The organism is Escherichia sp. KCJ4928, assembly GCF_004352695.1.
Taxonomy (GTDB): Bacteria; Pseudomonadota; Gammaproteobacteria; order Enterobacterales; family Enterobacteriaceae; genus ECMA0423.
Genome location: NZ_SJWV01000120.1, coordinates 1 through 12,691, shown reverse-complemented (window position 1 = coordinate 12,691; position 12,691 = coordinate 1). Strand labels below are relative to the sequence as shown.

At 53.1% G+C, this 12,691-nt stretch carries 11 protein-coding genes; 10 read left to right on the top strand and 1 reads right to left on the bottom strand.

What is annotated here, in order from left to right; all coding sequences use genetic code 11:
- The first annotated feature begins 41 nt into the window (after positions 1–41).
- The 9 genes from E0D98_RS16270 (at position 42) to E0D98_RS16230 (ending at position 9,404) form a co-directional block, all read left to right on the top strand.
- The gene (locus tag E0D98_RS16270; RefSeq protein ID WP_000758902.1) at positions 42–773 is read left to right on the top strand and encodes a hypothetical protein; all 732 of its coding nucleotides are present in this window, start codon (positions 42–44) and stop codon (positions 771–773) included.
- Positions 774–908: 135 nt separating this feature from the next.
- Positions 909–1,829: an agmatinase gene (gene speB / locus E0D98_RS16265; protein WP_000105566.1), complete on the top strand. Its 921-nt coding sequence runs from the start codon at positions 909–911 to the stop codon at positions 1,827–1,829.
- Positions 1,830–2,087: 258 nt separating this feature from the next.
- Complete coding sequence (dagR, locus tag E0D98_RS16260) at positions 2,088–4,886, top strand: transcriptional regulator DagR (RefSeq protein ID WP_001252647.1); 2,799 nt, start codon at positions 2,088–2,090, stop codon at positions 4,884–4,886.
- A 118-nt stretch (positions 4,887–5,004) separates the two neighbouring features.
- Positions 5,005–5,433, top strand: a complete 429-nt coding sequence (locus E0D98_RS16255; RefSeq protein ID WP_000214203.1) for a PTS sugar transporter subunit IIA — start codon at positions 5,005–5,007, stop codon at positions 5,431–5,433.
- 10 nt (positions 5,434–5,443) lie between these two features.
- Positions 5,444–5,929: a PTS system mannose/fructose/N-acetylgalactosamine-transporter subunit IIB gene (locus tag E0D98_RS16250; protein ID WP_001284302.1), complete on the top strand. Its 486-nt coding sequence runs from the start codon at positions 5,444–5,446 to the stop codon at positions 5,927–5,929.
- A 25-nt stretch (positions 5,930–5,954) separates the two neighbouring features.
- The gene (locus tag E0D98_RS16245) at positions 5,955–6,704 is read left to right on the top strand and encodes a PTS sugar transporter subunit IIC (protein WP_000380263.1); all 750 of its coding nucleotides are present in this window, start codon (positions 5,955–5,957) and stop codon (positions 6,702–6,704) included.
- Entirely contained in the window at positions 6,701–7,561 is an 861-nt protein-coding gene (locus tag E0D98_RS16240; RefSeq protein ID WP_160333632.1) for a PTS system mannose/fructose/sorbose family transporter subunit IID, read from the top strand. Before E0D98_RS16245 ends, E0D98_RS16240 begins: the two co-directional genes overlap by 4 nt.
- Before the next feature lie 3 nt (positions 7,562–7,564).
- Positions 7,565–8,674 carry a D-glucosaminate-6-phosphate ammonia lyase gene (gene dgaE / locus E0D98_RS16235; protein ID WP_000193113.1) on the top strand — a complete coding sequence of 370 codons (1,110 nt, stop codon included), beginning with the start codon at positions 7,565–7,567 and terminating at the stop codon, positions 8,672–8,674.
- Entirely contained in the window at positions 8,661–9,404 is a 744-nt protein-coding gene (locus E0D98_RS16230; protein WP_001169551.1) for a 2-dehydro-3-deoxy-phosphogluconate aldolase, read from the top strand. The genes dgaE and E0D98_RS16230 overlap by 14 nt, the downstream gene beginning before the upstream one ends.
- A 55-nt stretch (positions 9,405–9,459) precedes the next feature.
- Here the strand turns inward: E0D98_RS16230 and loiP are convergent, their stop codons facing one another.
- Positions 9,460–10,218, bottom strand: a complete 759-nt coding sequence (gene loiP, locus E0D98_RS16225) for a metalloprotease LoiP (protein WP_001297457.1) — start codon at positions 10,216–10,218, stop codon at positions 9,460–9,462.
- Between the two features lie 277 nt (positions 10,219–10,495).
- Between loiP and tkt the strand changes: the two genes are divergently transcribed.
- Positions 10,496–12,487, top strand: coding sequence for a transketolase (gene tkt, locus E0D98_RS16220; protein WP_000098614.1), 1,992 nt, complete (start codon positions 10,496–10,498; stop codon positions 12,485–12,487).
- Positions 12,488–12,691 lie beyond the last annotated feature (204 nt).

Sequence of the window (12,691 nt, the reverse complement as noted above, 5' to 3'; positions counted from 1 at the left end):
CCCTACAATCGCTGCATTAATTAAATGCAGAGGGAACGGTTATGAAAAAATGGAAAGTACGTAGCGCGTTGGTGGCATTAATCGTGCTGCTGGCCGGTTGTTCCAGTAATGCGCAGTATAATAGCAGTGCATCGGGCAATGTCGGCACCGCCTGGGGTGGGGATGTGCACTCATCGGTCCAGGGCGTATCTGCTGAACGAGCCTGGCGCGATCCTGCAGAGATGATCGTTATTAGTTATTCGACTAATGTTCCTTCCGGCTATGACCGCGTTTATAGCATTCGTATTAACGAACTGGAATATGCTATTCGCGATGGTAATTTTAATTCTCTACCTATTACGCGTGTTTATGATTCATCCAATAATGAACCACGCTATATTGTCCACGCCAGAGTCGGAATGAATTATCAATTATATGTTCGTAATTACAGTCGTAACACCAACTACGAGATCGTTGCTACGGTTGATGGCCTGGATGTGCTGAACGGCAAGCAAGGTTCGCTGAATAACAACGGCTATATTGTGAATGCCGGAGATTCGTTAGCGATTAAAGGATTCCGCAAAGATAAACATACTGAAGCGGCTTTTCAGTTCGCCAACGTTGCTGATTCCTACGCAGCCAATTCGGCGCAAGGCGATGTGCGTAATACCGGGGTAATCGGCTTTGCCGCCTTTGAATTACAAGGCCCGGCGCAAAACGCGCTGCCGCCGTGCTCTGGACAAGCCTTTCCGGCAGATAACAATGGCTATGCGCCGCCACCGTGTCGGAAATAGCAACCTCGCTTGATGCCTCGCCCATTTAAGGCGATAATTAGCACAAACTTGTGTTTCGCAAATCCAACCCTTCCTCGTCGGGCCTAACGACGCGGAAGGGTTTTTTTATATCGACTTTGTAATAGGAGTCCATCCATGAGCACCTTAGGTCATCAATACGATAACTCACTGGTTTCCAACGCCTTTGGTTTTTTACGCCTGCCGATGAACTTCCAGCCATATGACAGCGATGCTGACTGGGTGATTACTGGCGTGCCGTTCGATATGGCCACTTCTGGTCGTGCGGGTGGTCGCCACGGTCCGGCAGCTATCCGTCAGGTTTCGACGAATCTGGCCTGGGAACACAACCGCTTCCCGTGGAATTTCGACATGCGTGAGCGTCTGAACGTCGTGGACTGCGGTGATCTGGTATATGCTTTCGGCGATGCCCGTGAGATGAGCGAGAAGCTGCAGGCGCACGCCGAGAAGCTGCTGGCTGCCGGTAAGCGTATGCTCTCTTTCGGTGGTGACCACTTTGTTACGCTGCCGCTGCTGCGTGCTCATGCGAAGCATTTCGGCAAAATGGCGCTGGTACACTTTGACGCCCACACCGATACCTATGCGAACGGTTGTGAATTTGACCACGGCACTATGTTCTATACCGCGCCGAAAGAAGGTCTGATCGACCCGAATCATTCCGTGCAGATTGGTATTCGTACCGAGTTTGATAAAGACAACGGCTTTACCGTGCTGGACGCCTGCCAGGTGAACGATCGCAGCGTGGATGACGTTATCGCCCAAGTGAAACAGATTGTGGGTGATATGCCGGTTTACCTGACTTTTGATATCGACTGCCTGGATCCTGCTTTTGCACCAGGCACCGGTACGCCAGTGATTGGCGGCCTGACCTCCGATCGCGCTATTAAACTGGTACGCGGCCTGAAAGATCTCAACATTGTTGGGATGGACGTAGTGGAAGTGGCTCCGGCATACGATCAGTCGGAAATCACCGCTCTGGCTGCGGCGACGCTGGCGCTGGAGATGCTGTATATTCAGGCGGCGAAAAAGGGCGAGTAATTTACTAAATATTTCCCGGTGTGCATAGTCATGCCGGGAAACATTCATCAGTGCGATATATGTTTTTATATTTCTACGCTACTTTTTCTTAGCTCTGTTCACCTGCCTGGTTGTTTCAGACCATAAGTAATATTTAAAACACGAATATTCAGAAACCAGATTGCCACAAGGAACATTAATTCTTCCCGATAGTTCTCATTCTTACGTTTACAAATAGTGTATGTTCTGAACAACTATTGTTTTTTAAGCGGTAAAGAAATGAGACGGATTGATGTTATTCACAAGGAGCTGGAGCGGCTGACGTATGGGCTGGAACTGTCTGATTTAGCGAAGGAGAAAGCATTTACTGCTGAGGCGATTGGTTTTAACCTTGGGCTGGCACGCAACTCGGTTAGTAAAGATCTTAATCAATTATGGAATGAAGGCCTGGTGGTAAAAAGTCAGGGACGTCCTGTTTTTTTTCTACATCGTCACGCACTAGAATTGCTCATTAATCGAAAACTGGATGATTGCGAATGCATAGTTCATTCAGTGGCTAGTTTATTGCCAAAGAAAGAAAAATATACAGATGATGATCCGTTTTCCGGACTTATCGGATACGACCGTAGTCTCCGTGATGCGGTAGAAAAAGGCCGCGCAGCGGTGCTTTATCCCCACGGACTACATGTGCTGTTAACCGGTGCATCTGGTGTTGGCAAAACATTCTTTGCTGAGTTAATGCATTGCTTCGCTTGCAAGCACACCATAGGTTCGCCACCTCCGTTGGTTTACTTTAACTGTGCCGAATATGCTCATAATCCGGAGTTGCTTTCCTCACATCTGTTTGGTCACCATAAGGGGGCATTTACCGGGGCAAGTGAGAATAAAACGGGATTGGTGGAGCAAGCTGACGGAGGTTATTTACTTCTGGATGAAGTGCATCGCCTCCCGTACGAAGGACAAGAGAAGCTCTTTTCTATTCTCGATAAAGGTGAATACCGCCCACTTGGTTCAAGTGGGCCAACATATTCAATTTCGGTGCGCCTTATTTGCGCCACTACAGAGTCGGTCAACTCGGCACTATTGCGTACCTTCCAGCGGCGTATCCAGGTATGTATTGACTTACCGGGTATTCGCCAGCGTTCGGTCGAGGAGCAGCTCGAATTGATTGTAAGCTTCTTTCAGCGTGAAAGTCGTAAAATTGAACGTACCATAAGCCTTGATAAAACGCTCTTGCATTGGTTGTTAAGTAAACCCCTGGAAGGCAATATCGGCCAGCTTAAAAGTGATATTCAGTTCTTGTGCGCGCAGGCGTGGGCGTCGGGAATGACCGAGCGTAATGATACGCTAGAGTTAGATAAACGACTGGCGGAGATGTCGTTTAATACCACGCCAGAGCAGCGTCTGCTGGTCGATGCGTTGTTTGGCGGTAAAGATCGTCTGAACGTGGATGCGCGTACGTTGCCCGCGTTAAAAAATTCGTTGGCGACCAGCGCGGAAATAGAAGAGAGCGACCTGTTTTACAGTTTCCTGACTCGTGAATATGTCAATCTGCGCAACAGTAACGTGCCGCCCGCAGAAACGCTGGCTATCCTGAAAAACAAACTCAGTTCGATTTTTGAATATGGTCTTTATAGCCGCCATAGTGCGGCGCATCCACCGCGCTATGGCGATCAAATTGAGGAGCGTGTGACGCTGCTGATCGGTTACGTGGAGCAGGTATTAGGATTTACATTGCCAGAAAACCTGGCGAACCCGTTACGTAAACACTTTCTTGCGCTGATTGGCTATGTGCGGCGAGGGCTTATACCTCAACTCTATTCATCCAGCCTGATTCTGGATCGCTGTAAAGATGAGTATGACAATGCCACGCTTCTGTGCCGCAAAATCAATGAGTTGTTGCATATTCAGTGCCCGGCGACGGAGGTGGTCTGGCTGTGCCTGTTCCTGAAAGAGTGTCGCCACTACCGCCAGCGCATCGACACCAGCCCGGATTGCGGCGTGATTCTAATCGCTCACGGGGCGACCACCGCAACGAGCCAGGCGCAATATGTGAACCGGGTGCTGGAGCGCGATCTGTTCTACGCAATTGATATGCCATTTGAGCAGTCGGTGCATGACACCCTGGAAACCCTGACCCGGATGATTCAGGACCGGTGCTGGCAGCGGCTGATACTGATGGTGGATATCGGATCGCTGGTCCATTTTGGCAGCACCATCAGCAAGCTGTTCCAGATTGACGTTCTGTTGTTGCCAAATATCACTCTGACCAGCCTGCTGGAGGTTGGGCTGGATTTAAGCTACGAAACTGGCGATCTATCGCAATTGGCTGTGCTTATGCAGAGTAAAAATATCCCTTGTCGGCTCTGCACGCCGCAGCAAGAGAGCGGTGGCAAAGTGCTGGTTATCTCATGTATAACCGGAATGGGGACGGCGGAAAAGATCAAAAAGGTGCTGGAGGAGAGCTTTGGCGAGCTGATGTCGCAGGACACGCGTATGGTGATTCTCGACTATAACGAGGTGCGCAGCCTGGAGCGTATTCAGCAGGCGCTTAATGCCAGTGAACGGCTGGCAGGGATCGTCGGCACCTTCCAGCCGGGACTGCCGGATATACCGTTTATCTCGCTGGAGGAACTGTTTTCCGAGCAAGGGCCGGAGCTGGTGCTCAGCCTGCTGACGCCGGATCTCTCAAGCAGCGAGCGCCGACTGGAGATGGAGCGCAGCGCCATGCGCTTTATCAGCGCGCTGACCATGGAGAGCATCATCAACCATATTTCGGTGCTCAACCCGCAGCGAATTCTGAAAGAGATCGAGGATGTTCTGAACTACTTAACCAACACGCTCTCCCTGAAACCGAGCCGCCAGGTGACACTACGTTTTCTGATCCACTGCTGCTGCATGGTCGAGCGTATCGTGATTAACCGCAAACCGTTACAGATGGCGCTAGAAAACCGGCTTGATCTGGACGCTCGTGCCTTTAGCGTCATCAAATCCTCCTTTTTGCCGATTGAAGAGGCTTACGCTATCCGTTTATCGGACGCAGAATATTTTTATATCTACGAACTGCTCTACAGCTGATCCCCTGGTTTACGGGGCTTAACGCCCCATCCAATCTCATTTCCTCTGTGCGTGACACAAATTCTGGCACGTCCTTTGCTCCTGATGAAATGTAAACACTGGAGCAAAGGAGGCTATTTTGACCACAACTGTACCTATTCATCCGTTACCTGAAATTCTGCTGCTAACTCACGGCGGCTGGGGGCTGCAGCTCTGCAACAGTCTGCGCATGGTGATGGGCGAAATCGAAGGCGTGACGGAAATCGCGCTGATGCCCGTCGATACGCTGGGCGAGTTTTACCAGCGCGTCGAAGCCGTGGTGAAAACCATGCCGGAAGGTTCGCTTATCGTGACCGATTTTATCGGCGGCACCACCTCTAACGTGGCGGCGCGGCTGAGCGCCGATTATCCGGTGGCGGTGATCTCCGGGCTTAATGCCTCGCTGCTGCTGGAGGCGCTGGACAAGCGCGAACATGGCCCACTGACCGCCTGCGTGGCCGATCTGGTGGAAGCTGGGCGCAACAGTTGCCTGGACGTCGTCTCCCATATTCGTCAATTACAACAGTAAGGAAAATCGTATGGCAAACATCGTGTTATGTCGCATTGACAGCCGTCTTATCCACGGACAGGTGGTGACGAAGTGGGTAGGGCAGTCTCAGGCCAACCGTATTGCGGTGGTCAGCGACGAGCTGGACGCCGATCCGTTTATGAAAAATATCTACCTGATGGCCGCGCCGCCGAATATCAAAGTGGACTGCTTTAGCAACCAGAGCTTCGCGGCCGCGTGGAAAGAGAACCAGCTGGGCGACGGCAACGTGCTGGTGCTGTTCCCGTCGCTGGCGGCGATTCAGGAAGCGGTGCAGCAGGGCTTTGACGTGGCTGATATTCAGGTTGGCGGTTTAGGCGGCGGGCCAAACCGTAAAGCGGTGTTCCAGAACATAACGCTGGATGAAAAAGACGTTGGCATTCTTAACGATTTGAAAAGTCGCGGCATTAAGGCTGTTTTCCAGACCATCCCGGAAGATAAACCGCAGTCGCTGGACGATATCCTGAAAAAATTCTGACCCTCTGAACATGGGATAACAAATTATGGATACCTTACTTTTTGCAAGCCTGATGGGGCTGTATTACTGGTTTGCCCGGTTGCGCCTTGGCTATACCTTCTCCGCCATGCTGTTACAGCCAGTGGTGGTGGCGGTCTTTGTCGGCCTGCTGCTCGGCAATATGCCTGCGGCGATGATTATCGGCGCGGGGATGCAGTTGGTCTATCTGGGTGTGACCTCAACGCCAGGCGGCAATGTGCCGTCAGACCCGGCGCTGGCGGCCTGTATCGCCATTCCTATCGCCGTTAAGGCCAATATGGACCCGAACCTGGCGATTGCACTGGCGATTCCATTTGGCGTTATCGGCGTATTCCTCGACCAGTTGCGTCGCACGCTAAATGCGGCCTGGGTGCATATGGCCGATAAACACGCGGAAACGGCCAATATGTCAGCCATTATGCGCTGCGCCTTTCTCTACCCGGCGCTGCTGGGGCTGGTACTACGTTTCCCAGTGGTGTTCGCCGCCAACTACTTCGGCCAGAACGTAGTGGAAAGTTTCCTCAAGCTGATGCCGCACTGGCTGACCCACTCGTTTGAAATCATGGGCGGGATTCTCCCGGCGCTGGGCTTCGCCATCACCATTATGGTGATTGGTAAAAAGAGCCTGCTGCCGTGGTTTATCGGCGGATTCTTCGCGGTGCTGTACCTCAAGGTGGACATCATGGCGATGGCGATTTTCGGCACCTGCGTGGCCTTCCTGATTAAAGGCCTGGCGAAAAATGAAGGAGCGGCATAATGAGCGACGACGTAATGCAGCATGAACTGGTTGAGCGCGCGCGGGAGTCCGGGGCGCTGACCAAAGCGGATATCACCAAAGCGTGGTTTATCTACTGGCTGGGCGCGGAAGTTTCCAGCTCCTATGAGCGTTTACAGAGCCTGATTTTCTGCGCCTCGATGACGCCGATTATCAAAAAGCTCTATCCGCAAAAGGAGGAGCAGGTGGAGGCGTTAAAACGCCATCTGAACTTCTTCAACTCAGAGCAGACGTTTGGCGCGGTGATCCAGGGGATCTCCATCGCCATGGAAGAGCAAAAGACCCGCGGCGAGGCGATTAACGATGCCTCTATCACCGGGATTAAAACCGGCCTGATGGGGCCGCTGGCCGGGATGGGCGACTCCATCATCTGGGCGGCGGTGATGCCGCTGTTGATTGCTATTTTTATCCCGTTCGCCGCCAATGGCAGCGCGATGGGCGGTATTTTGCCGCTGATTCTCTACCCGGCGATTACGCTGGCAATCAGCTACGGCATGGTGCACAAGGGCTATACGCTGGGGCGCGATTCGATTATCAGTCTGCTGCAGGGAGGGCGCATCAAGGAGCTTATCTACGGCGCTAACGTACTGGGGCTTATCATGATGGGCGCGCTATCCGCGAGCTTTGTCAAGATAACCTCACCTTTAAAAATTAGCGCACTGAAAGGCTCTGAAGTGGTGGTACAGCAGATTCTGGACTCCATCGCGCCCGGCCTGCTGCCGCTGGCGGCAGTGTTCGCCATCTACTTCTATTTGGTGAAAAAGGGTCCGCGTTACACCACGATTCTGCTGTCGATTGTGGCGTTGAGCGTGGTCTGCTCGCTGCTGGGAGTGCTGTAAGCCATGACGCAGAATATCTATCAACAACTGGGACTGAAACAGGTGATTAACGCCTGCGGCAAGATGACGATTCTCGGCGTCTCCAGCGTCGCGCCGGAGGTGATGCAGGCCACCGCGCGCGCGGCATCCTCTTTCGTGGAGATTGACCAGCTGGTGGACAAAACCGGCGAGCTGGTCTCTCGCTTTACCGGGGCGGAGGATAGCTACGTTACCTCCTGTGCCTCAGCAGGGATCGCCATCGCTGTCGCCGCCGCCATTACACGCGGCGACAAGGCCCGGGTGGCGCTCATGCCGGATAGCTCCGGCATGGCCAATGAAGTGGTGATGCTGCGCGGCCATAACGTCGATTACGGTGCATCGATCCTCAGCGCGATCCGCTTAGGTGGCGGGCGCGTTGTGGAGGTGGGTTCAAGTAACCTGGCGGCTCTCTGGCAGCTGGAGAGTGCCATTACCGACGCGACCGCCGCGCTGCTGTATGTGAAGTCGCATCACTGCGTGCAGAAGGGAATGTTGAACATCGAGGACTTCGCACATGTCGCGCAGATGTACAACCTGCCGCTGATTGTCGATGCCGCCGCCGAAGAGGATTTACGTGCCTGGGTGGTGAGCGGAGCGGATATGGTGGTCTACAGCGGCGCAAAAGCCTTTAACGCGCCGACCTCCGGGTTTATCACTGGTAAAAAAATCTGGATTGCAGCCTGCAAAGCGCAGCATCACGGCATTGCCAGGGCGATGAAAATCGGCAAGGAGAACATGGTTGGGCTGGTTTACGCGCTGGAGAATTATCACCAGGGGCAGGCAGTCATCACCGCGGAACAGCTCCAGCCAGTGGTTGAAGCGATTTCTGCGATTCACGGGTTAACGGCTGATATTGAGCAGGATGAAGCCGGGCGTGCAATCTGGCGTATTCGTATTCGAGTAAATGCGCAGGAATTGGGAGTTGACGCTCGCGTCGTCGAAGCGCAACTGCGTGGTGGCGATATCGCGATTTATGCACGGCGGTATAACCTCCACCAGGGCGTTTTTAGCCTTGATCCGCGTACGGTGGCGGAAGGGGAAATGGCACTTATCGTGGCGCGACTGAAGGAGATTGCAGATCATGCAAAAGATTAATTTCTATCGTAATCGCGTGGCAATTAATGTGCTGGCGAAAGATATCGCCAATGCCCGTGAAATCTTTGACGCCGCCGAAGGCCACGCAGTGATTGGCGTGCTTTCCGCGCAGTTCTCCTCGGTGGATGAGGGGATCCAGGAAGTTAAACGTTGGATGGCGGAAATACCGTCCATTTCAGTAGGTCTGGGGGCGGGTGACCCGGCGCAGTATTACAAAGCTGCGATGATTGCGGCGCAGATTCATCCAGCACACGTTAACCAGACCTTTACCGGTTGTGGTTTCGCGGCAGGCGCGCTTGCGGCTACGGGCGGTGAGCAGACCCATGTCAACGCGCTGGTTAGCCCGACGGGGACGCCGGGCGAAGTGCTGATTTCCACCGGCGTTAGCAGCAGCCAGGGTACGCCTGCCCGCGTCTCCTGCGATACGGCGGTGCGAATGATGCTAGATATGGGCGCACACGCGGCGAAGTTCTTTCCGATGGGCGGCGAGAGGTCGCTTCCGGAGCTATACGCGCTGGCGACCACGGCGGCGCGCAATGGTATGACGCTGATTGAGCCGACTGGCGGGATTGATTTGGATAACTTCAGTGTGATTCTGAAAACTTGTCTGGAGGCGGGGGTGCCGCGCATTATGCCACATGTTTACAGCTCGATTATAGACCCTGATACGGGATATACCCGACCGGATGATGTAGCCGTTTTGCTAAATAAAGTGAAATCACTACTCTGATCGGGGATTCAGGCGTTACCGACCTACAATTATGTTGTAGATCGGTATGTCTGACTTACTTAACCCCATCCGCGCTCATACGATCGCGAATATGCTGGGCGCGTTCGGCGGATGCAGGATGGTCGTCAAACATTGAGCTTTGGCGACCTTCTTCCAGTTTTGCCAGTTTTTCAAAGCTGGTGGCAAGACCTGCCGGGCTGATGCCGCGTTGGCGCAGAAGATCGTAAGAATAATCATCGGCTTCTGCTTCCTGGCGCTGGGAGAATTGCGAATTGACTAATTTCTCGCCCAGATCACCAAGTTGTGATTGAGATAAACTTCCGACAATCCCGCCCGCAGAGGCCGCAGCTACTCGCACGGCATTTGTACCAAGTGCCACCTGCATTCCTTTTTTCACATGGCCTAACGCCACGTGCCCCATTTCGTGACCGATCACCGCTTCGACTTCGTTATCCGTCATCATATCCATCAGCCCGCTATAGACGCGGATACAGCCGTTAGCCATTGCAAAGGCGTTCACATCCTTCGCCATATACACTTTGTAATTCACCGGCTGACCGTTGATATTGTTGCCTAGCGCATTGGCAATAGTTGTCAGACGTTTAGCGTATTCGCTATTGGCTGGCGCAATCGTCGCCTTGCTGTCCATCTCCTGACATGCCTGATCGCTCAGGGTTTTCACCTGCGCATCACTCAAACTGTAAGCCTGAAAAGCTTCCGCTCCTGATGAGAGCAGTCCGTTGGAGTCCATATTCTGGCAACCAGTCAGTACCGTTGCCACGCTCATTGCTACCAATAAGGCGCGAATTTTCATGTTTTCTCTTCCGCACAAGGTCAGGATTATTCTAAAAATGCGCCGTTTGCAGGTGAATCGACGCTCAGTCTCAGTATAAGGAAAAGCGCAGCGGACGGGCGAGTAGATTGCGCAACATGCGAGCATGATCCAGAGATTTCTGAAGCGGCAAAAGGATGTTCCATGTACATGACGCGCGGCTTGCGGTAAATTGTTGGCAAATTTTCCGGCGTAGCCCAAAACGCGCTGTCGTCAAGTCGTTAAGGGCGTGCCCTTCATCATCCGATCTGGAGTCAAAATGTCCTCACGTAAAGAGCTTGCCAATGCTATTCGTGCGCTGAGCATGGACGCAGTACAGAAAGCCAAATCCGGTCACCCGGGTGCCCCTATGGGTATGGCTGACATTGCCGAAGTCCTGTGGCGTGATTTCCTGAAACACAACCCGCAGAATCCGTCCTGGGCTGACCGTGACCGCTTCGTGCTGTCCAACGGCCACGGCTCCATGCTGATCTACAGCCTGCTGCACCTCACCGGTTACGATCTGCCGATGGAAGAACTGAAAAACTTCCGTCAGCTGCACTCTAAAACTCCGGGCCACCCGGAAGTGGGTTACACCGCTGGTGTGGAAACCACCACCGGTCCGCTGGGGCAGGGTATTGCCAACGCAGTAGGTATGGCGATTGCAGAAAAAACGCTGGCGGCGCAGTTTAACCGTCCGGGCCACGACATTGTCGACCACTACACCTACGCCTTCATGGGCGACGGCTGCATGATGGAAGGCATCTCCCACGAAGTTTGCTCTCTGGCGGGTACGCTGAAGCTGGGTAAACTGATTGCGTTCTACGATGACAACGGTATCTCTATTGATGGTCACGTTGAAGGCTGGTTCACCGACGACACCGCAATGCGTTTCGAAGCTTACGGCTGGCACGTTATTCGCGACATCGACGGTCATGACGCGGCATCCATCAAACGCGCAGTAGAAGAAGCGCGCGCAGTGACTGACAAACCGTCCCTGCTGATGTGCAAAACCATCATCGGTTTCGGTTCCCCGAACAAAGCCGGTACTCACGACTCCCACGGTGCGCCGCTGGGCGACGCTGAAATTGCCCTGACCCGCGAACAGCTGGGCTGGAAATATGCACCGTTCGAAATCCCGTCTGAAATCTATGCTCAGTGGGATGCGAAAGAAGCAGGCCAGGCGAAAGAATCCGCATGGAACGAGAAATTCGCTGCTTACGCGAAAGCTTATCCGCAGGAAGCCGCTGAATTTACCCGCCGTATGAAAGGCGAAATGCCGTCTGACTTCGACGCGAAAGCAAAAGAGTTCATTGCTAAACTGCAGGCTAACCCGGCGAAAATCGCCAGCCGTAAAGCGTCTCAGAATGCTATCGAAGCTTTCGGTCCGCTGTTGCCGGAATTCCTCGGCGGTTCTGCTGACCTGGCACCGTCTAACCTGACCCTGTGGTCTGGTTCTAAAGCAATCAACGAAGATGCTGCGGGTAACTACATCCACTACGGTGTTCGCGAGTTCGGTATGACCGCGATTGCTAACGGTATCTCCCTGCACGGTGGTTTCCTGCCGTACACCTCCACCTTCCTGATGTTCGTGGAATACGCACGTAACGCCGTACGTATGGCTGCGCTGATGAAACAGCGTCAGGTGATGGTTTACACCCACGACTCCATCGGTCTGGGCGAAGATGGCCCGACTCACCAGCCGGTAGAGCAGGTCGCTTCTCTGCGCGTAACCCCGAACATGTCTACATGGCGTCCGTGTGACCAGGTTGAATCCGCGGTCGCGTGGAAATACGGTGTTGAGCGTCAGGACGGCCCGACCGCACTGATCCTCTCCCGTCAGAACCTGGCGCAGCAGGAACGAACTGAAGAGCAACTGGCAAACATCGCGCGCGGTGGTTATGTGCTGAAAGACTGCGCCGGTCAGCCGGAACTGATTTTCATCGCTACCGGTTCAGAAGTTGAACTGGCTGTTGCTGCCTACGAAAAACTGACTGCCGAAGGCGTGAAAGCGCGCGTGGTGTCCATGCCGTCTACCGACGCATTTGACAAGCAGGATGCTGCTTACCGTGAATCCGTACTGCCGAAAGCGGTTACTGCACGCGTTGCTGTAGAAGCGGGTATTGCTGACTACTGGTACAAGTATGTTGGCCTGAACGGTGCTATCGTCGGTATGACCACCTTCGGTGAATCTGCTCCGGCAGAGCTGCTGTTTGAAGAGTTCGGCTTCACTGTTGATAACGTTGTTGCGAAAGCAAAAGAACTGCTGTAATTAGCATTTCGGGTAAAAAGGTCGCTTCGGCGACCTTTTTTATTACCTTGATATGTCCGTTTGCGGACAAGCAATAGATAAAGCGTGTTGTAGATCACAAATATTTATATGCAATAAATATCAATTATGTAATATGCATCACGATATGCGTATTGACATTTGTTGTTATATCTATAACTCAATGTTGTATAAGAAATTAATAAT

What these genes read in the sequence shown, in the direction of transcription:
- E0D98_RS16230 (WP_001169551.1), top strand. Translation starts at nt 8,661, where the DNA reads ATGCAAAAGATTAATTTCTATCGTAATCGCGTGGCAATTAATGTGCTG.
- dgaE (WP_000193113.1), top strand. Translation starts at nt 7,565, where the DNA reads ATGACGCAGAATATCTATCAACAACTGGGACTGAAACAGGTGATTAAC.
- E0D98_RS16250 (WP_001284302.1), top strand. Translation starts at nt 5,444, where the DNA reads ATGGCAAACATCGTGTTATGTCGCATTGACAGCCGTCTTATCCACGGA.
- E0D98_RS16245 (WP_000380263.1), top strand. Translation starts at nt 5,955, where the DNA reads ATGGATACCTTACTTTTTGCAAGCCTGATGGGGCTGTATTACTGGTTT.
- tkt (WP_000098614.1), top strand. Translation starts at nt 10,496, where the DNA reads ATGTCCTCACGTAAAGAGCTTGCCAATGCTATTCGTGCGCTGAGCATG.
- loiP (WP_001297457.1), bottom strand. Translation starts at nt 10,218, where the DNA reads ATGAAAATTCGCGCCTTATTGGTAGCAATGAGCGTGGCAACGGTACTG.
- E0D98_RS16270 (WP_000758902.1), top strand. Translation starts at nt 42, where the DNA reads ATGAAAAAATGGAAAGTACGTAGCGCGTTGGTGGCATTAATCGTGCTG.
- dagR (WP_001252647.1), top strand. Translation starts at nt 2,088, where the DNA reads ATGAGACGGATTGATGTTATTCACAAGGAGCTGGAGCGGCTGACGTAT.
- speB (WP_000105566.1), top strand. Translation starts at nt 909, where the DNA reads ATGAGCACCTTAGGTCATCAATACGATAACTCACTGGTTTCCAACGCC.